Origin of the sequence: Planotetraspora sp. A-T 1434, from assembly GCF_025420585.1 — a bacterium.
Taxonomy (GTDB): Bacteria; Actinomycetota; Actinomycetes; order Streptosporangiales; family Streptosporangiaceae; genus JAOEGB01.
The window spans coordinates 155789-174624 of the sequence record NZ_JAOEGB010000005.1 but is presented as its reverse complement, the minus strand read 5'-3'; the positions used below and the strand labels follow the sequence as shown (position 1 = coordinate 174624).

At 70.5% G+C, this 18836-nt stretch carries 19 protein-coding genes and 1 riboswitch; of the genes, 6 read left to right on the top strand and 13 right to left on the bottom strand.

Annotation, left to right across the window (positions count from 1 at the left end; translation table 11 throughout):
* Positions 1-70 precede the first annotated feature (70 nt).
* From N5079_RS08795 to menB, 3 genes are all read right to left on the bottom strand, one after another.
* On the bottom strand, positions 71-709 hold the full coding sequence (locus N5079_RS08795; RefSeq protein ID WP_261583096.1) for a DedA family protein: 639 nt from the start codon (positions 707-709) through the stop codon (positions 71-73).
* A gap of 213 nt (positions 710-922) precedes the next feature.
* Positions 923-2572: a 2-succinyl-5-enolpyruvyl-6-hydroxy-3-cyclohexene-1-carboxylic-acid synthase gene (menD, locus tag N5079_RS08790; RefSeq protein WP_261583095.1), complete on the bottom strand. Its 1650-nt coding sequence runs from the start codon at positions 2570-2572 to the stop codon at positions 923-925.
* Between the two features lie 41 nt (positions 2573-2613).
* The gene (gene menB, locus N5079_RS08785; protein ID WP_261583094.1) at positions 2614-3444 is read right to left on the bottom strand and encodes a 1,4-dihydroxy-2-naphthoyl-CoA synthase; all 831 of its coding nucleotides are present in this window, start codon (positions 3442-3444) and stop codon (positions 2614-2616) included.
* A 171-nt stretch (positions 3445-3615) separates the two neighbouring features.
* Between menB and N5079_RS08780 the strand changes: the two genes are divergently transcribed.
* From N5079_RS08780 to N5079_RS08770, 3 genes are all read left to right on the top strand, one after another.
* Positions 3616-4707: an AMP-binding protein gene (locus N5079_RS08780; protein WP_261583214.1), complete on the top strand. Its 1092-nt coding sequence runs from the start codon at positions 3616-3618 to the stop codon at positions 4705-4707.
* 40 nt (positions 4708-4747) lie between these two features.
* The gene (locus tag N5079_RS08775) at positions 4748-5092 is read left to right on the top strand and encodes a hypothetical protein (protein ID WP_261583093.1); all 345 of its coding nucleotides are present in this window, start codon (positions 4748-4750) and stop codon (positions 5090-5092) included.
* Between the two features lie 338 nt (positions 5093-5430).
* Complete coding sequence (locus N5079_RS08770; RefSeq protein ID WP_261583092.1) at positions 5431-6798, top strand: RNA polymerase sigma factor; 1368 nt, start codon at positions 5431-5433, stop codon at positions 6796-6798.
* A 164-nt stretch (positions 6799-6962) separates the two neighbouring features.
* On the opposite strand, the gene N5079_RS08765 is transcribed toward N5079_RS08770, so the two are convergent.
* Both N5079_RS08765 and N5079_RS08760 read right to left on the bottom strand, forming a co-directional pair.
* Positions 6963-8039 (bottom strand): DUF475 domain-containing protein, encoded by a 1077-nt coding sequence (locus N5079_RS08765; protein WP_261583091.1) that lies wholly within the window; start codon positions 8037-8039, stop codon positions 6963-6965.
* A gap of 424 nt (positions 8040-8463) precedes the next feature.
* Positions 8464-8862 (bottom strand): hypothetical protein, encoded by a 399-nt coding sequence (locus tag N5079_RS08760; protein ID WP_261583090.1) that lies wholly within the window; start codon positions 8860-8862, stop codon positions 8464-8466.
* A 138-nt stretch (positions 8863-9000) separates the two neighbouring features.
* Here N5079_RS08760 and N5079_RS08755 point away from each other — a divergent pair, with 138 nt between their 5' ends.
* Both N5079_RS08755 and N5079_RS08750 read left to right on the top strand, forming a co-directional pair.
* On the top strand, positions 9001-9576 hold the full coding sequence (locus N5079_RS08755) for a TetR/AcrR family transcriptional regulator C-terminal domain-containing protein (RefSeq protein WP_261583089.1): 576 nt from the start codon (positions 9001-9003) through the stop codon (positions 9574-9576).
* Between the two features lie 398 nt (positions 9577-9974).
* Entirely contained in the window at positions 9975-10175 is a 201-nt protein-coding gene (locus tag N5079_RS08750) for a DUF5999 family protein (RefSeq protein ID WP_261583088.1), read from the top strand.
* On the opposite strand, the gene N5079_RS08745 is transcribed toward N5079_RS08750, so the two are convergent.
* Positions 10172-10792: an alpha/beta family hydrolase gene (locus N5079_RS08745; protein WP_261583087.1), complete on the bottom strand. Its 621-nt coding sequence runs from the start codon at positions 10790-10792 to the stop codon at positions 10172-10174. The two genes, N5079_RS08750 and N5079_RS08745, sit on opposite strands and share 4 nt — an antisense overlap.
* 159 nt (positions 10793-10951) lie before the next feature.
* On the opposite strand from N5079_RS08745, the gene N5079_RS08740 reads away from it, so the two are divergent.
* Complete coding sequence (locus N5079_RS08740) at positions 10952-11314, top strand: hypothetical protein (RefSeq protein WP_261583086.1); 363 nt, start codon at positions 10952-10954, stop codon at positions 11312-11314.
* Between the two features lie 29 nt (positions 11315-11343).
* On the opposite strand, the gene N5079_RS08735 is transcribed toward N5079_RS08740, so the two are convergent.
* From N5079_RS08735 to N5079_RS08705, 7 genes are all read right to left on the bottom strand, one after another.
* Complete coding sequence (locus tag N5079_RS08735) at positions 11344-11952, bottom strand: hypothetical protein (RefSeq protein WP_261583085.1); 609 nt, start codon at positions 11950-11952, stop codon at positions 11344-11346.
* 141 nt (positions 11953-12093) lie between these two features.
* The gene (gcvP, locus tag N5079_RS08730) at positions 12094-14919 is read right to left on the bottom strand and encodes an aminomethyl-transferring glycine dehydrogenase (RefSeq protein WP_261583084.1); all 2826 of its coding nucleotides are present in this window, start codon (positions 14917-14919) and stop codon (positions 12094-12096) included.
* Between the two features lie 179 nt (positions 14920-15098).
* A riboswitch (glycine riboswitch) is annotated at positions 15099-15189 on the bottom strand.
* Positions 15190-15287: 98 nt separating this feature from the next.
* The gene (locus tag N5079_RS08725; RefSeq protein ID WP_261583083.1) at positions 15288-15905 is read right to left on the bottom strand and encodes a MerR family transcriptional regulator; all 618 of its coding nucleotides are present in this window, start codon (positions 15903-15905) and stop codon (positions 15288-15290) included.
* A gap of 219 nt (positions 15906-16124) precedes the next feature.
* Positions 16125-16595, bottom strand: coding sequence for a bifunctional nuclease family protein (locus N5079_RS08720; RefSeq protein ID WP_261583082.1), 471 nt, complete (start codon positions 16593-16595; stop codon positions 16125-16127).
* An 87-nt stretch (positions 16596-16682) separates the two neighbouring features.
* Entirely contained in the window at positions 16683-17339 is a 657-nt protein-coding gene (locus N5079_RS08715) for a MerR family transcriptional regulator (protein WP_261583081.1), read from the bottom strand.
* A 19-nt stretch (positions 17340-17358) separates the two neighbouring features.
* Positions 17359-17862 (bottom strand): zinc-ribbon and FHA domain-containing protein, encoded by a 504-nt coding sequence (locus N5079_RS08710; protein ID WP_261583080.1) that lies wholly within the window; start codon positions 17860-17862, stop codon positions 17359-17361.
* A gap of 215 nt (positions 17863-18077) precedes the next feature.
* On the bottom strand, positions 18078-18794 hold the full coding sequence (locus tag N5079_RS08705) for an SDR family NAD(P)-dependent oxidoreductase (RefSeq protein ID WP_261583079.1): 717 nt from the start codon (positions 18792-18794) through the stop codon (positions 18078-18080).
* Between the last annotated feature and the right edge of the window lie 42 nt (positions 18795-18836).

Sequence of the window (18836 nt, the reverse complement as noted above, 5' to 3'; positions counted from 1 at the left end):
TCCCGCAGCTCAGGGCGCACCACTGGGAACTCGTGCATGATCACGCGGAGGGGGTGTTCACGCGGGCGGGTCAGGCAACGACGGTCTCGGGCGCCGACTCCTCTTCCGCGATGGCCTTGGCCGCCTTACGCTTCAGCCACATCGTGGTGGCGATCCCGAACAGGACCGCCACGACCAGGCCCACCCACGAGAAGCTCTTCAGCCACTTGTCGGCCACGATGCCCAGGTAGTAGATGGCCGCCGTGGTGCCGCCCGCCCACACGACGCCGCCCAGCACGTTGCCGATCAGGAAGCGCCAGTACGGCATGTGCAACGCGCCTGCGAGGGGCCCCGCGAGGATCCGCAGCAGCGCCACGAACCGGCCGAAGAAGACCGCCCACATGCCCCACCGGTGGAAGACCTGCTCCGCCTTGGCGATGTGGGCCGGTCCGAAGTGCTTGGGGAAGCGCCGCCCCAGCCGGTCGAACAGCGGCCTTCCGCCCTTGCGCCCGATGAAGTAGCCGATCGAGTCGCCCACGATCGCCCCGCCGCTCGCGCAGATCCCGACGACGAGCGGGCTGACCACGCCCTTGGCCGACAGCAGCGCGGAACTCACCAGCACGATCTCACCCGGGAGGGGGATCCCGAGGCTCTCCAGACCCACGACGGCGGCCACGAGCACGTAGACCCAGATGGACGGAATGGTCTGCAGCCACTCGTCGACGTGCATGTCACTCCTCTGCCGGGGAACGCTCTATTGGGGATGTCCTGGCACCTCACGGGGGAATCAGGCACGAGATCCTCGGGCGGATCCATGTCCATTGTGCCGTCGCCGCGCGAGTGGCACATCCCTCCGGAGGACCACACGACGGTCTCCGCCCGTCAGCCCCGAGGACGACGGCCCGCCCCGAGCTGCGACCCAGGGCTTACGCGGACGGAGTTCTCACGACCGCATGGCGGCGCGCACGGCGTCGCGCATCGCGGCGTGGACGGCGGCGTTGCGCCGCCGGTCGGTGCGCGCCTCCACCATCCGCAGGCCCTCCCCCTTGATCGCCTTCGGTAGCTCCTCGACGTCCGACACCAGCGTGTACGGCACGCCGGCCGCGGCCGCGACGTAGGCGAGGTCCACGCCGTGCGGTGTGCCGAAGACCCGCTCGAACGGCGCCTCCAGCGCGGCCTGCGGCAGCAGCGAGAAGATCCCTCCGCCGTCGTTGTTCACGACCACTAGGCACAGGTCGGGCCGGGGCTCGCGCGGGCCGAGGATCAGCCCGTTCTGGTCGTGGAGCAGCGTCAGGTCGCCGATCAGCGCGTACGCCGGGCCGTTGTGCGCGAGGGCCGCGCCGATGGAGGTGGAGACCATGCCGTCGATGCCGGAAGCGCCCCGGTTGGCCATCAGGCGCAGCCCCCGCCGGGGGCGCATTGCCTGGTCGAGGTCCCTGATCGGCATGGACGACCCGCAGACCAGCAGCGAGCCGTTGGGGAGCAGGTCGGCCAGATCCCGGGCCAGCCGCGGCTCGGTCAGCCCCGACTCGTCCAGAACGGCGTCGACCGCCTCGCGGGCCACGTGGTCGGCGTGCCGCCACGAGCGCAGCCACGAGTCGTCGCCCGCCGCGATCGGGATCTCCACAGCCTGCGCGACCTGCGTGGCCGACCGGGTCGGGTCGGGCCACCGGGTGAGGTCGGGTGCGACGACGATGTGCTCGTCGGCCCGCCGCAGCCACGACAGCAGCGGCCGCGACAGTCCCGGACGACCCAGGGTGACCACCACGTCCGGCCGGTGGGCCTCGGCGAACTCCGGGTCTCCCAGCAGGAAGTGATACGTCGAGACGGCGTGGTCGCCGTAGCGGCCGCCGCCGTTGGGCTCCGACAGGACCGGCCACCCGGCCATCCCGGCGGCGGCGACGTAGCGCCGGACGCCCGGAGCGCCGTCGCCCACCACCAGCACACCCCGCCGCGTGGGCGCGATGTGCAGCGCGGACGCGGGCGGCGCGACCCTCGTCCTGATCCACGCGCCCCCGGCGTCGCCGTCGAGCGACTCGCACCAGGCCGTCTCGCCGTCGGGGATCAGCGGCTCCCGGAACGCCACGTTGAGGTGGACCGGCCCGGGATCCGACGGCCCGACCGCCCGCTGATGGGCCCGGCAGACCAGCGACCGCCAGTAGGCCACCTGGCCCGGCCTCTCCTCCGGCACGCCGACCTCGGCGAACCACCGGACGGCCGAGCCGTACATCTTGACCTGGTCGATGGTCTGGTTGGCTCCGGTGCCGCGCAACTCCGGCGGCCTGTCCGCGGTAAGCACGAGCAGCGGCACACCCGCCTCCGACGCCTCGACGACGGCGGGGTGGAAGTTGGCGGCGGCCGTGCCGGACGTGCAGATGACGGCGACCGGCCGCTCCGACCGCTTGGCGAGCCCGAGCGCGAGGAACGAGGCCGACCGCTCGTCGATGCGGACGTGCAGCCTCAGCCTCGACTCCGCGTGCACGGCGAGCGCCAGCGGCGCCGAGCGTGAGCCGGGGGCGAGCACGACGTCGGTGACCCCGCAGCGCACGAGTTCATCGACTAAGACGGTGGCGAGAGCGGTGGCCGGGTTCACGCCCCCACCTTCCCCGCGACAGCCCCTCCGAAGAGCCCCATCTACGGGCGGCGGGGGAACTTCGCGAAGTCGGGCGCGCGCTTCTCCTTGAACGCGTCCCGGCCCTCCTGGGCCTCCTCGCTCATGTAGTACAGGAGCGTGGCGTCACCGGCGAACTGCTGCATGCCGGCCGCGCCGTCGGTCACCGCGTTGAGCGCGCCCTTCAGCATGCGCAGCGCCAGCGGCGACTTCTCCAGCAGCTCGCGCGCCCACTGGACGGTCTCCTCCTCCAGCCTCTCCAGCGGAACCACGGCGTTCACCAGGCCCCACTGCAGCGCGGTCTGGGCGTCGTACTGGCGGCACAGGTACCAGATCTCGCGGGCCCGCTTAAGGCCGACGGTCTCGGCGAGCAGCCACGACCCGTAGCCGCCGTCGAACGAGCCCACCTTCGGTCCGGTCTGGCCGAACCGGGCGTTGTCGGCGGCGATCGTCAGGTCGCAGCACACGTGCAGCACGTGGCCGCCCCCGATGGCGTAGCCCGCGACCATGGCGATGACGGGCTTGGGCAGGCGCCGGATCTGCACCTGGAGGTCGAGGACGTTCAGCCGGCCGATGCCGTGGGTCGTCTTGTCGACGTACCCGTCGTCGCCGCGGATCTTCTGGTCGCCGCCCGAGCAGAACGCCTTGTCACCGGCGCCCGTGAAGATGATCACACCGACCTCGGTGTCCTCCTGGGCGACGTTGAACGCGTCCCGGAGCTCGAAGAGGGTCGTCGGGCGGAACGCGTTGTGCCGCTCCGGCCGGTTGATCGTGATCTTCGCGATGCCCTCCGCGGTTTCGTAGACGATGTCCTCGTACTCGCCTGACCGCTTCCAGTCGACCCCGCTCGCCACGCTCGCTCCTCATTTGTACGTCTCAGTCGTCACGTATCAGCAGTGACGTGTCGGTTCGTCACGTATCGGCCGCTCACCGGCCGCGCACGTACCGGGACTAACCTTACGTCCGTGCCCAGCAGTCTCCGAAACCGCCCGGTGCACGCCCTGCTGCTGCCTCCCGGGCCCGCGATGGTCGACGCCGTACGGCATGCGCTGTCGGGCGACGGCCCCGCCGTGCTGCCGCTGTCGTCCGACCTGCCCCGCCCCGCGCTCGACGCCGCCCTCGCGGCCCTGCGGCCCACGCATGTCGTCACCCCGGACGGCGTACGGCGGGAGCCTGACGGGGTGGGCAGCGACGCCGCTGTGATCATCGCCACATCGGGGTCCACCGGGGTCCCGAAGGGCGTGGAGCTCACGGCGGAGGCGCTGACGGCCTCGGCGCGCACGTCACTGGCGCGCCTGGGGGCCGGAGCGGGCGAGCGCTGGCTGTGCTGCCTGCCGCCGTCGCACGTCTCCGGCATGCAGGTGCTGGTCCGGTCGCTGCTCAGCGGCACGGAGCCGATCATCCACGAGCGCTTCTCCCCCGGCGACGTCGCGCGGAGCGGGGCCCATCACGTGTCGCTGGTGCCCACACAGCTCAGGCGGCTGCTCGACACACCGATCGGCGAGGCCGGAGTCTCCGCGTTCCGTACGATCCTGCTGGGCGGGGCGGCCCCTCCCCCCGGCCTGATCGCCGAAGCCGTCGCCGCCGGCGCGAGGGTCGTCACGACGTACGGCATGAGCGAGACCAGCGGCGGATGCGTGTACGACGGCGTGCCCCTTGACAATGTAGATCTCAAAATCGGGGCCGATGGGCGCGTCCGGATCGCCGGGCCCGTCGTGTTCTCCGGCTACCGGCTGCGCGACGACGCGCCCTTCGAGGGCGGCTGGTTCGTCACGTCCGATCTTGGCGTGATCGAGGACGGCCGGCTCAGAGTGCTCGGCCGGGCCGACGACGTCATCAACACCGGGGGCCGGAAGGTCGTCCCCGGCGTGGTGGCGGACGTGCTGACCCGGCATCCCCAGGTCAGGGACGTCGCCGTCGTCGGCAGGCCCGACCCCGAGTGGGGGGAGATCGTCGTGGCCGTAGTGGTCGGCGAGGTCACCCTCGGCGAACTGCGGGAGTTCGCCAAGGAACGTTTGCCCGCCTATGCCGCGCCACGGGTGGTGGAGGTGGTGCGGGAGATCCCGACGTTGCCAAACGGAAAACCGGATATGGTCGCCCTGCGGAACCATAAATGACCTCCATGCGTCTATATAGGCAGAGAAGGAGGGCGTGTCCATGAAACCGACCCGCAGGATGCTGATCTCCACAGGAGTCGTCGGCGCCGTCCTCGTCGGCGGAGTGTCCGTGGCCGCGACCGCCTCCGCGGGCCTCCTGCAGAAGGCCACCATGATGACCCAGCAGGGGTCCCGGCACGGGCAGGTGACCCCCGCCTCTCCCGGCCCCGTCGAGATCACCGGCACCCCGACGGAGGTCCCCGGCTACGACCCGAGCGTGGTCTCCAAGGAGATCAACCAGGATCCGGACGAGGTCGCGGACTACTGGACCACGGAGAAGATGGAGGGCGCCGAGCCCATGCCGATGCCGCAGGTCAGCATCAGCATCATCGGCCCCGGCGACTGAGGTCTCACCTGCCCGCCGTCCCCGCTTCCGCCAGACCTCGGCGACAGGCGACCGCATGATCACGCTCGCTGCTGTGAATGCCCGGCTGTTCACGGCCGCGACTGTTCACGGCCGCGGCACCCGGTCCGTGATGGTCGGACGGCGTGCGGGCGCGCGCGAAACCGGGGCAACCCGCCTCCCGGCCCCAAGCGCCCGGTGGAGACCCCGGGGGCGGTCACACGAGACCCGGCGGGAACAAACCGGACTCGTTCGCGTTATTGATACTGGTGCGCGCGCCTGCCGCCGCGACCACCCGACCACCACAGACTGATCAACTCCGCAAAGGAGGAGGTGTCCTCATGCCCCGCACCGCCGTGGCGACCTCGCCCGCGAGCGAGGTGACCCCGACGACTCTCGACCGGCTCCTGGACCGAGGGCGTGCGCAGGGTCACCTTTCCCTGTCGGAGCTGCGCGAGGCCTTTGCCAGGTCCGGCGTCAGCCCCGCCGAGGGCCGCTCGATCCTGCGCGAGCTCACCGAGGCGGGCGTGAGCCTGGCCGCGGAAGACGGCCACAACGACACCGGCGCCCCGGCCCCGGGAACCACAGCGCCTACCCGTAAGACCCGCAGGGCCGCCGCGACCGCCACCTCCAAGCGGTCGGCCGCCAAGGCCGAGAGGCCGGCCAGGCCCGAGAAGGCGGCGAAGCGGGCGGACGAGTCCGGAGCATCCGGCGAGGACGAGGAGTGGACCGCGGAGGAGGCCGAGGCCGAGGACACCGAGACCATGGACCTCGACGACAACTCCTCGGTCATGGGCGACTCCGTTCACACCTACCTGAAGTCGATCGGCCGGCGCACCCTGCTGACCGCCGCCCAGGAGGTCGAGCTCGCCAAGCGCATCGAGGCCGGGCTGTACGCCGAGTACAAGCTGGAGGCCGCCCTGGAGAGCGGCGAGAAGCCGGCCCCGGGCGTCCGCGACGACCTGGAGTGGGTCATCGAGGACGGCAAGCGCGCCAAGGACCACATGCTGGAGGCCAACCTCCGCCTGGTCGTGTCCGTGGCGAAGAAGTACACCGACCGCGGCATGGCCCTGCTCGACGTCGTGCAGGAGGGCAACCTCGGCCTGATCCGCGCGGTGGAGAAGTTCGACTACACCAAGGGTTACAAGTTCTCCACCTACGCCATGTGGTGGATCAGGCAGGCCATCCAGCGCGGCTTCGCCGACTCGGCCCGCACGATCCGCCTCCCCGTCCACGTGCTGGAGATGCTGTCGAAGCTGTCGCGCGTGGAGCGGGACATGCACCAGCGTCTCGGCCGGGAGCCCACCCCCGAGGAGCTGGCGGCCGAGCTGGACAAGACGCCCGACCAGATCGAGGAGCTGCTCCGCACGAGCAGGCAGCCGATCAGCCTCGACTCCACGATTGGCGAGGACGGAGAGACCCGCATCGGCGACCTCATCGAGGACGTGGACTCCCCCGAGGCGTCCGAGGTCGTGGACCGGCAACTCCTGGCCGAGCAGCTCAAGGGGGTGCTGGGCAACCTGACCCCGCGCGAGGCGAAGATCATGTCTCTGCGCTTCGGCCTGGCCGACGGCAAGCCGCACACCCTCGACGAGATCGGCAAGCACCTGGGCCTGACCCGGGAGCGGATCCGCCAGCTTGAGAAGGAGTCGCTTTCCAAGCTGCGCCACCCGAGCAACACCCGGCCGCTTCTCGACTGGGCGAGCTGACCCGTACGGCTCGCGCCGGGCGCACCGCCGCCCCGGCGTGAGCCGTACTCTCCCCCGCGCCCCGAAGCCCCGCCCCTGAACCCTGCCGCTTAAACCCCGCCCCTGAACCCTGCCGCTGAAACCCCGCCGCTGAAGCCCCGAGCTCCTCAAGCCTCAAGCACGGGTCAACTGCGCACCGGGTCGTCCGCCGTCACCGGTTCCCGGGTCACGGCCCTCCGGTTGTAGATCAGCGATGAGACGAACGCCGCGAGGATGAGGCCGACGCCGATCAGCCCGGTCACCAGTTCGGGGATGTCCAGCCGGATGCCGGCGAGCAGCAGCAGCGCGAGCGCGCCGATCGCGTAGTGGGCGCCGTGCTCCAGATAGATGTACTTCTCCAGCGTCCCGGCGCGGACGAGGTAGACGGTCGTCGACCGGATGTACAGCGCGCCGATGCCGAGCCCCAGCGTGATCACGAAGATGTTGGAGGTGATGGCGAACGCCGCCACCACTCCGTCGAAGGAGAACGACGCGTCCAGCACCTCGAGATAGAGGAAGAGCGACAACCCCACCGCGCCCGCCGACCGGGCCCCCGCTCTGGACTGGCCGCCGCCCTGCTCCTCGAAGAAGTCCCCGAGGGCGCTCACGGCCAGATAGGTGACCAGGCCCAGCACTCCGGCGACGAGGACCTGCGGGCCGCCCGCGGGCTCGGCGAGCCGCGACGCCAGCAGCAGCCCGATGAGGGCGATGATCGTCGACAGCGACTGGATCCTGCCGAAACGCACGAAGACCCGCTCGATCGGCCGCAGCCAGGGGTCGTCGCGCTCCTCGACGATGAAGTCGAGGAAGATCATGAGCAGGAACATCCCGCCGAAGGCCGCGATGGCGGGATGTGCCGCGTGCAGCCGGTCGGCGTAGAGGTCGGGCCGGTTCATGGCCAGATCGACCACGCTCGCGGGCCCCAGCCCGGCGGTGAGCCCCACGACGATGAAAGGGAAGATCAGCCGCATGCCGAAGACGGCGATCAGGATGCCCACGGTGAGGAACATCCGCTGCCAGAAGACGTCCATGCGGCGCAGGACCAGCGCGTTTACCACCGCGTTGTCGAACGACAGGGAGATCTCCAGGATCGCCAGGATGAGGACGACGGGGACGACCTCCGCCCCGCCGACGAGGTAGGCGATGAGCAGGGCGGCGAGGGAAACGCCCAAGGACCAGCCGAAGGTGCGCCAGACGGTCGTTCCGCCGCCGGGGCTAGCCACAATCGACCCCGTGCTCCAGCCCGATCCCCTTCAGCTCGTTCATGTAGCCCTTCGTGATCGGCACGAACCGCCGCTCCTGATCCGCGCGTCACCGCGCCGAGGAGCACCGCGGTTCCGGGTGGGGAAGCGTCGGCTCCAAGGTAACCGATCACGATCGCCCAGCGTAAGGCGTGGCTTAACGCGACAAAGCGGGTGCGGGCGGAGCCGGGGAACGCTTTCCGCGCCTCATGCCCGATCCCTCCCGGATTTCCCGGAGAACCCCAGGTCGCCACATCCACATGACCCCTGATGACGGCGCCGCCCGGCCCGCGTTCCCACGGTCCGGGCGGTTTCGGCGCTACCGCCATCCGGCTGAACGGTCCCAACAGATGAACGGTGCCACCGGATGCTCAGGGCTAACAGATGAAGGGCGCTTATGGACGTGCTACCGGATGACGGCGGAGGCACGCGGGACCCGCGGGATTCCGGTCAGCCGGTGCGCCTCGCGCAGGGTGCGCAGGCGGCTCACCTCGGCGGTCCACATCGCGCCCTCAGGCGTCGCCCTGCCCTTGCGCCGGGCGATGCGGTCGTCGTAGGACTTCACACCGAGCGTGGCCCGCTGCGCCGCCTCGGCCGCGCGCAGCGCCTCGGTGAGGGCGCGGTCGAGGACCAGACCGGCCTCGCGCAGCTCCTCCAGGGAGGCTCCGGCGGCCTGCTTGGCGCGCAACTCCCGCTCGGCCTCCCGGGCCTTCCCCAGCAGAGCGCCGAAGCTCCGCCCGACCTCCAGGTCCGCGTGGTAGCGGACCTCCGCCTCCCGGCTCACACGCGGACGGAAAAACGCCATCGTCAGCCCCTCCATGTCGGACGACCCATCAGCCGGCTCATCAGCCGGCCCATCACTGCCGGTAGCGTACGCGCTTCCACAACGTCCCCGCACGCCAGGGTGCGCTGTCCTTTACGAAGTAAGGACAGATGTGGCAGCATGATCGCCGTGCCTGCCAAGCGACCTCCGGTCCCCCTGTCCCTGGAACGCATCATCGACGCCGCCCTGCACATCGCCGACGGGCAGGGCCTGCGCCGCCTGACCATGCGGAGGCTGGGCGACGCCCTCCAGGTCGAGGCGATGGCGATCTACCACCACCTGCCCCGTGGCAAGGAGGCGCTGCTGGACGTCCTCGCCGAGCACGTCACCACCGTCCACGTCGACCCCTCGGAGCCGGCGTCCTGGCAGGACCGGGCGCGCGCCTGGGCCCGCGCCGGCCGTACGGCACTGCTTGAGCATCCCGGCGTCCTGTCGCTGGCCCTGACCAAACCGCCCAAGGGGTCGGCGCTGATCGCCATCAGGGAACAGGCCGAGCAGCTCCGGGACGCCGGCCTCGCGGACGCGGCCGGGGCCGTCCGGGCCCTGCGGGCCTACGTCTTCGGGAGCGTCGCGGTGGAGGTGCAGCAGTCGGGCTGGGCCGACCCCGACGCGACGGTGCGCGACGCGCGGACCGCCGAAGGGGAGCGCGAGTTCGAAGACGGCCTCGACGCGCTCATCAGCGGCCTCGAACGCTGACGCGGCCATGTCCGGACCACGCACCGGGCGGCGCGGCGCGGACGCGCCAGAAATGGTAACGACTCAGTTACCAGATGGACGGCGTGTCGAAGTTGGACCGTTATCGTCCATGGGGCACTCTTGTGCGGTAGGTCACATCAGCGTGCGGGAGTCCGCTCGGGCAGCCTCCGGGCCCCCACCCGGACCGGCGGAAACCGTCCGAACGGACTATGTCATGCCGATGGGACCCGCCTGCAAACTGGTGTAGTCCACTATGCAGTTCGTCATACATCAACCCCACACGCTCGTCCCACGTAAAAAAGGGAAGGAAGACATCAGGACCGGTGTCCGCACCGGCTTCCCGATGACCGACCCGATCACTGACCACGAGCGAACGAGAAAGACACGGAGCCCCGGCGATGTGCCCTCATGACCCGGCCTGTCCGAGCGCGGAAGCGAAGGACCGAGAAGCCGCCCGCACGATCGCGTCCCACCCCGAGCAGGGGTGGAGCCTGTTGTGCAACGGCGTCGTGCTCTTCGAGGACACCGGAGAGCTCCTGCCCGACGGCGCGGTGATCGCTCCGCACCGCCCCACCGACATGGCCATCAGCGCCGCCTAGGTCCCGCCGGCCCCCGGAGTCCGGAAAGCCGGGAGCCCTCGTAGCCACCGCGCCGCCTCCTCGCCCACCTGGGCGGGATTCCTGTTCAGGTCGTGACCCTCCCCCGGAAGGACCACCAGACGCGTCGCGTCCGCCGCCTCCGGAACGCCGAACGGGTCCCGATCCCCGTTGATCACCAGCACCTCGGTCCCCGCCTGCCGCAGCTCATCAGCCCGCGATCTATCGGGCCTGCTCGGCGGGTGGAGGGGGAACGCCAGCGCGATCACCGCCTCGGCCCCGGCGGCCCGTGCCGTACGGCAGGCGACCCTGGCCCCGTTGCTCCGGCCTCCCTGCGCGAACGGCAGGCCGGGATAGCGTTTCCGCAGCTCGGCCACGACGGCGATCCACGCCTCATCCTGCTTGACCGCCGATCCGGGCGCCCGCGCCCCCCGGAGCCGGAACGGCTGGACCACCCGCGCCACCGTGCCCCCGATGGCCAGCACTGCGTCCCGTACGGCGAGCAGGTCGGGCGCCTCCACTCCCCCGGCCGAGCCGTGGGTGAGGACCAGCAGCAGCCGGGGGTCCGCCGCCTCGTCCACCTCGGCCAGCGCCGGGCCGTGTGGTGTCGCGAACTCCATGGTGGTGACGGTACCGGTTACGACTTCCGCAGGACGCGCGACCCCTCCATCCGGAGGATGGCGCGGGATCATCGCCGGGGTCAGAATGTCAGAGTGCCCGACATATCACCGCAGCAGCCCGTGACGACGCCTCCCATGACGCCTCCCATGACGCCCCCCATGGCTCCGCCGGCACACCGGCCGGCGCCGTCCACGCGGGAGGACCTCCGGGCGATCATCGCGACCCGGCGCGAGCTCGGCCCAGAATACGAGGACGCGCTGGTCGACTCGTTCCTCGACAAGCTCGACGTGGAGATCGCCGCACGGGTGCGCAACGAGGTGGCCGCCCAGATGATCCACCGGCCGCAGCAGCCGCCCCGGAAGGACGCGGCCGTCGGCGTGGCGCTCGGGTCGCTCGGCATCGGGATCCCCCTGACGGGCATCGCGGCCGGGAACGCCGGAACCACCGGGCTCGTCCTCTCCTGGGCCGGGATCATCGCGGTCAACCTGGCCTACGCGATCAGCCGGCGCTCCAGCCGCTGATCCGGCCGCCGATTCGCACGGCCGCCGCTTCAGTCAGTGCCAAGCTCAGTAACAGGCTCAGTAACAGGCTCAGTAACAGGCTCGGTAACAGGCGCGGCGACGGGGCCGGGCACGGCGGGGCGGACGTCGCGAGTGAGGCGGAGCCGCACCTGCTCGGCGAGGACCCTGTCGGGGTGGTCCAGCCCGTAGCGCCAGACGGTCTCGGCGTCGGCGTCGCGGCCGCGCAGGGGCAGCGTCCGGGCGAGCAGCTCGATCGCGAGCGCGCCCGTCTCCGCACCGCCCTCCTCCCAGCGCCCTTCCTCCACCGCGCCGGCGAACTCGCCGCACGCCATCTCCAGATGCGCGATGCCGAGAAGCACCCGAAGGCGGGCCGCGTCGGCCACGCCGCCCACCGACAGGGCCTGTAACAGCACGTCGGCGGCCTGTCCCGGCTCCCCCTCGGCCAGCAACTGCTCCGCCATCCGCTCGGCGACGACGGACAGGCCGAGCGCGGCGTCGGCCTGGTCGGGCGCGCCGGCGTCGGCGGCGAGCTCCGCGAAGATCGCCGCCGCGGCGTCCAGATCGCCCGTCTCGGCGAGCCGGCGCGCCTGGTCGACGCGCCGCCCCAGACCGTTTTGAAGGGGGTCGATGGCCGTCATGAGGGGCCTCGCATGGGATCAGGAGTGATGAGGAACGATCACCAAGATCCTAACGATCCCGGCCCCCTCGCGGGAGTCACATGCGCAACCGGTCGCGCCGATGAAGGGGTCCTGGTCCTCATCCGGTCGCGGTGGGGTGACTCAGTCCTCGTAAGCCTCCAGAGGCGGGCAGGAGCACACGAGGTTGCGGTCGCCGTAGGCCTGGTCGATGCGGCGCACCGGCGACCAGTACTTGTTGTCGCGCAGCGCGGGCACCGGATAGGCGGCCACAGTGCGGGAGTACGGGTGCGGCCACTCGTCGGCGACGAGGGAGTCGGCCGTGTGCGGGGCGTTCCTCAGCGGGTTGTCCACCTTGTCGTACTCGCCCGACGCCACGCGGGCGATCTCACCGCGGATGGCGACCATCGCGTCCACGAAGCGGTCGAGCTCGGCCAGGTCCTCGCTCTCGGTCGGCTCGATCATCAGGGTGCCGGCCACGGGGAACGACATGGTGGGGGCGTGGAAGCCGTAGTCCACCAGGCGCTTGGCGACGTCGTCCACCGTGACGCCGGTCTCCTTGGTGATCTGCCGCAGGTCGACGATGCACTCGTGGGCCACCAGGCCGTCACGGCCGGTATAGAGGACCGGGTAGTGCGGCGCGAGCCGCCTGGCCAGGTAGTTGGCCGACAGGATGGCCTGCTCGGTCGCCTGGCGCAGCCCCTCCCCGCCCATCATCCGGACGTACGCCCAGGAGATCGGCAGGATGCCCGCCGAGCCGTACGGCGCGGCCGACACGTGCGCGGGCAGGTGATCGGCGAGGTGGGCCTTGACCGCGACCGGGCCCACGCCGGGGCCGCCTCCGCCGTGCGGGATGCAGAAGGTCTTGTGCAGGTTCAGGTGGGAGACGTCCGCGCCGAACTCGCCCAGCTTGGCGAGGCCGACCAGCGCGTTCAGGTTGGCGCCGTCGACGTAGACCTGTCCCCCGGCCTCGTGGACCCGGTCGCAGATCTCGACGATCGTCTCCTCGTACACGCCGTGGGTCGACGGGTAGGTCACCATGATCGCGGCGAGCGCGTCGCGGTGCTTGTCTATCTTGGCGGAGAGGTCGTCCAGGTCGACGTTGCCGTTGTCGTCACAGGCCACCACGACGACGCGCATGCCCGCCATGACGGCGCTGGCGGCGTTGGTCCCGTGGGCGGACGAGGGGATGAGGCAGACGTCCCGGCCGGCCTCCCCACGGCTGCGGTGGTAACCGCGGATGGCGAGCAGCCCGGCGAACTCGCCCTGGGAGCCCGCGTTCGGCTGGATCGACACCCGGTCATAGCCGGTGACCTCGGCCAGCCACCCTTCGAGGGTCTCGATGAGCTCCACGTAGCCCTGGGCCTGCTCGGCGGGGACGAAGGGGTGGATCTGGGCGAACTCCGGCCAGGTGATCGGTTCCATCTCGGTGGTCGCGTTGAGCTTCATGGTGCACGAGCCCAGCGGGATCATCGACCGGTCCAGCGCGATGTCCTTGTCCTGAAGTCTCCGGAGATAGCGGAGCATCGCCGTCTCGGAGTGGTAGGAGTGGAACACCGGGTGGGTCATGAAGTCGGAGACCCGGACAAGCTCGGCGGGCAGCGCGTCCGGAGTCGCCCGGTCCACGTCGTCCACGACGATGTCCGAACCGCCGAACGCCGTCCAGACCGCGCCGAGGTGGGCCGTGGTGGTCTTCTCGTCACAGGCGATGGCCACATGGTCGCCGTCCACGTGGCGGAGGTTGATCCCCGCCGTGGCGGCCGCCTCGACGACCTCGGGCGCGCGTCCGGGCACCCGGGCGAGCACGGTGTCGAAGAAATCCTCGTGGACGACCTCGACGCCGATCTCCCGCAGCCCGGCGGCGAGGACGACGGCGTGGCGGTGGGCCCGCTGAGCGATCCGCCGCAGCCCGTCCGGGCCGTGGTAGACGGCGTACATCGAGGCCAGCACGGCGAGCAGGACCTGCGCGGTGCAGATGTTGCTCGTGGCCTTCTCCCGGCGGATGTGCTGCTCCCGCGTCTGCAGAGCCAGCCGGTAGGCGGGCCGGCCGTCGGCGTCCACCGAGACGCCCACCAGGCGGCCCGGCATCTGCCGCTGCAGCCCCTCACGGACGGCCATGTACGCGGCGTGCGGGCCGCCGTAGCCGAACGGCACGCCGAAGCGCTGGGACGAGCCGATCGCGATGTCGGCGCCCAGCTCACCGGGGGCGGCCAGCAGCGTCAGCGCCAGCAGGTCGGCCGCGGCGATCACCTGCGCCCCCCCGGCGTGCGCCCGCTCGCTGAGGGCGCGGAAGCCCGCGACCCGGCCGCTCGCGCCCGGATACTGCACCAGCACCCCGAAGCACTCGGGCAGGTCTCCCGCGAGATCGGACTCGACGAGCGTGATGCCGAGCGGCTCGGCCCGGGTCGCCAGCACGGCCTTCGTCTGCGGCAGCGCGTCGGCGTCCACCACGAAGACGTCCGTCTTCGCCTTGCTCGCCCGGCGGGCCAGCGTCATCGCCTCGGCCGCGGCCGTGGCCTCGTCCAGCAGGGAGGCGCCCGCCACATCCAGCCCGGTCAGGTCGGTGATGACGGTCTGGAAGTTGAGCAGCGCCTCCAGCCGCCCCTGGGAGATCTCCGGCTGGTAGGGCGTGTACGCGGTGTACCAGCCCGGGTTCTCCAGCACGTTGCGCAGGACGACCCCCGGCGTGATCGTGTCGTGGTAGCCGAGGCCGATCATGGAGGTGAGCACCCGGTTGCGGCCCGCCAGAGCGCGCAGCTCGGCCAGGGCCTCGGCCTCGTTCACCGCCTCCGGAAGGCCCAGCGGGCCGCTCGTGCGGATGGCCTCGGGTACGGCGACCGCCACCAGATCGGCCACCGACTCGTAGCCGACGGCCTCCAGCATCCGCGCCTGCTCGGCGTCGGACGGGCCGATGTGACGGGTCGCGAAAGGCGGGGCGGAAAGGTCGCTGAGCGGGGACCGATCGGTCATGACAGGGGCCTCCTGGACGGGTCGAGACCTGCGCGCCCGCCGTGCACGTGGCACAGCCGGTCGCTTTTGCGGTCTCCCCCTCTGTCATCGGACCTGAGAGCTTCACCGGGCCACGACGGACCCGGCTTTCCCCTTCGGTGAGGCCCCACCTGGCTGGTGCGCCTGCTTTTCAGAGTCGCCTCATCCGTGCGGTACCGGATGCCTGAGAGATTCCGGGGAGGTTTGCTCCTTCGGCGCCCCTGTCAAAGGGGACTCTCCCGCACGAGGTCGTCGGCCTTGCCCACTCTACCGGGTGCCCCGGATCGGGACTGACGCCCCCTTGCCCCCATAAGCCGATCTGCTACGGCGCCCAAGAGTCTCGCGGGGCCTCAGCCGGTCTTACGGGCCTTCCTGCGGCGGGCCAGCTCATCCGCCGGATGATCTCCCTCCGGGTCGGACGCCGACTCGGCGCGCTCACCGGGGAGCTCGGCGAGCGACCCCTCCACCTCGCGCCAGACCCGCCCGAGCGCGATGCCGAAGACGCCCTGCCCGCCCTGCAGGAGGTCGATCACCTCGTCCGCCGACGTGCACTCGTAGACGCTGACCCCGTCGCTCATCAGGGTGATCTGGGCGAGGTCGTTGACCCCGCGGTCACGCAGGTGCTGTACGGCGGTGCGTATCTGCTGAAGGGACACCCCGGTGTCGAGGAGCCGCTTGACCACCTTGAGGACGAGGATGTCGCGGAAGCTGTACAGGCGCTGCGATCCCGAGCCCTGCGCGGCTCTTATCGTCGGCAGGACCAGCTCGGTGCGCGCCCAGTAGTCGAGCTGCCGGTAGGTGATGCCGGCCGCCGCGCACGCCGTGGGGCCCCGGTAGCCGACATTCTCGGGCAGCGCCGCCGGCTGCTCGTCGAACAGCAGGCCCTGCTCGCCGGCACGCTCCCGCGCCGACTGCCGAACCGGGTCATGCTGGCCGGCCGACTTACCCTCGCCGCTGCTGACCGCCACTGCGGACCTCCGGCTTTCTCTCATCCCACGGTCTGATCTGGGGGTTCGTGAATTACAACCGTGGTTTCCCTTGCACCGTAGGACCGGGGCCATTTTCAGTCAACGACCCCGCACGGCGCGTCGTGAAGCGTTATCTCCCGAAATCAACCCCGGACTCCACCCCGGACTCCACCCGGAGTCACCCGGACTCAACCGCACCCAAGCGCGCTCGGCCCGCACTCAGCCCGCGCGGCCGAAGTCCTCCGGGGTGATGTTGTCCAGGAACTCCCGGAACTTCTCCACCTCGTCCTCCTGGTCGTCGGGCATGCTCACGCCCGCCTCCTGGACCACGTCCTCACTGGCGTAGATCGTCGCCCCCGTCCGCAACGCCAGCGCGATCGAGTCCGACGGACGGGCGCTCACCTCCACGCCGTTCGAGAACACCAGATCCGCGAAGAAGATCCCGTCCCGCAGCGCGACGATGTTGACGGTGCGCAGCCGCACCCCCAACGCCTCCAGCACATCACGGAACAGGTCATGGGTCAGCGGCCGGGGCGGCGGCTCCTCCGCCTGCGCCAGCGCGATAGCGGTCGCCTCGGTCATGCCGATCCAGATCGGCAGGTACCGATCACCGCTCGTCTCCTTGAGGAGAACGATCGGCTGGTTGGAGGGCATCTCAACGCGAACCCCCACGACCTCCATCTGCAACACGGGCGACTCCGTCTCAAAGCGTCGCGGCATATCACCTGGCATTCAACGTAACACCGCGAGGGAGCGAGTGAGCCGGTCACCGCCTCATTACCGCCCCAGAACGCCGCGAACACTGCCACGAAGTAACGCGGTGTGCAATTCCTGGAGAAGTCCGGAGATCTCCCGAGCTGTCTCCCCCGCCTGATCGACCGCCCCGGGAGCCCTGCGGCGCAGCAAAGGCGCCACCGCCTGCTCTACCAGACCGGCCTCGCGCTCGACCGCGGCCTTGACCGCCCGAAGGTGCCGGGCGTGCAGGCCGAACCGGGCCAGCGCCCCCACGCTGCGGGCCACCTGCAGGGCGTCCGCGTCGTACCGGCGGGCCACCGCCGCCACGAGGCCGAAGCTCTCCAGCTCCGCCAGGGTGTCCTCGTCGATCCCCGCGGCCTCGATCAGCTCCTCCCTGCTCAACCGTACGGCAGGAGCCTCCCCGGGCACGGCCCGCGGGCGGGTGGCCTGCTCGTCGAGGTGATCCTTGATCACCCGGAGCGGGAGGTAGTGGTCACGTTGCGCGGTGAGGATGTAGCGCAGGCGCTCGACGTCGTTGTGGGTGAACTTGCGGTAGCCCGACGGGCTCCGCTGCGGCTCGATGAGCCCCTCACCCTCCAGAAACCGGATCTTGGAGATCGTCACGTCGGGGAACTCGCCCTGCAGAAGCGCGAGCACCTCCCCGATGCTCATGAACGCCCGTACGGCCTGCGCGCTCATGACTCCCCCTCCTCACCGATCATGGCCCTCCAGGGCCACGTGTGAGGAACACCAGCCGGAACTTCCCGATCTGCACCTCGTCTCCACCCGCGAGCGGAAACTCCTCGATCCGCTCACGGTTGACGTAGGTGCCGTTCAGGCTTCCGACGTCACGGACGGTGAACTGGCCACCGCGCCGGTAGAACTCCACGTGCCTCCTGGACACGGTCACATCGTCCAGGAAAATGTCGCTTTCCGGGTGGCGACCCGCCGTAGTGAGGTCACTGTCGAGCAGAAAGCGGCTGCCCGCGTTCGGCCCGCGCATCACGACCAGGAGCGCGGTCCCCGGAGGGAGCTGCTCGACGGCCGACCTGTCCGGCAGAAGCGTCTGGCCCGTCTCGCTCTCCAGCGCCTCGAGCGAGATCGTCGAGGTCGTGTCAGGAGCGGCCGGCGCCGGAGCGCTCAGCGGCGAACCGCATCGTGAACAGAAACGGGCATCCTCGGGGTTGGCATGACCGCACTGCGTGCAGTAGACGCTGGGCATCGATCGGCTCGGCCTCTCTCACGACTTGCTCAGACTGCGAATGCCGCAACTTACGCTGATCAGGGACAAAGGTCAAGAAGCGTCGCTGGGCGTGGACTGACCAACGCTATAACCCACAACCATTCAAGGTCCATCCTGCCACACTGTTTACATTGCGACGGCGCCCGTGACCGGCGTCAGCCGATTCTCGCGGGCGCCGGTCGCGCGGGCGCGGCTCAGTGCCCAGCGCTCTGGCCGCCGTCGATGTGGAGGATCTCACCGGTCACGAAAGGCGCCGACTCGAGGAAGACCACGCCCTCGACGATGTCGCGGATCTCGCCCAGCCTGCCGACGGGGTGCAGGCCGGCGAGCGTCTCGTGGGTCTCGGGGCGGTGCATCGGGGTCTTGATGACTCCGGGCGAGACCGCGTTCACTCGCACGCCCCGCTTCGCGTACTCGATGGCCAGCGACTTCGTGGCGGCGGCCAGCCCGCCCTTGGTCAGCGAGGCCAGCACGGACGGCACGTTGGAGTTGGGGTGGTCGACGAAGCTCGTCGTGATGTTGACGATGTGGCCGCTCCCCTGCTCGGCCATCGGGCCCAGAACGCGCCGGGTGATGTGGAAGAACCCCGCGAGGTTCACGCCGAGCACCGCGGCGAAGTCGTCGTCGGTGTAGTCCGTGAACGGCTTGGCGATGAAGATGCCGGCGTTGTTGACCAAGGTGTCGATGCGGCCGAAGCGGCCCAGTGCCTCCGCGACCACTCGGTCGGCCGTGGCGGCCTCCGCGATGTCGCCCGGCACGGTCAGCACGTCCGCGTCCGTGGAGGGCGCGATGGTGCGTGACGTGGCGACCACCCCGTAGCCGAGCTTGCGGAACCCGTCGACCAGGCCCGCGCCGATGCCCTGGGACGCTCCGGTGATCACAGCGACCTTCTGTCCACGATCGCTACCCATGGTTGTCACGTTACCACTGTCCTTTTGCAGGTAGAAGCTTGT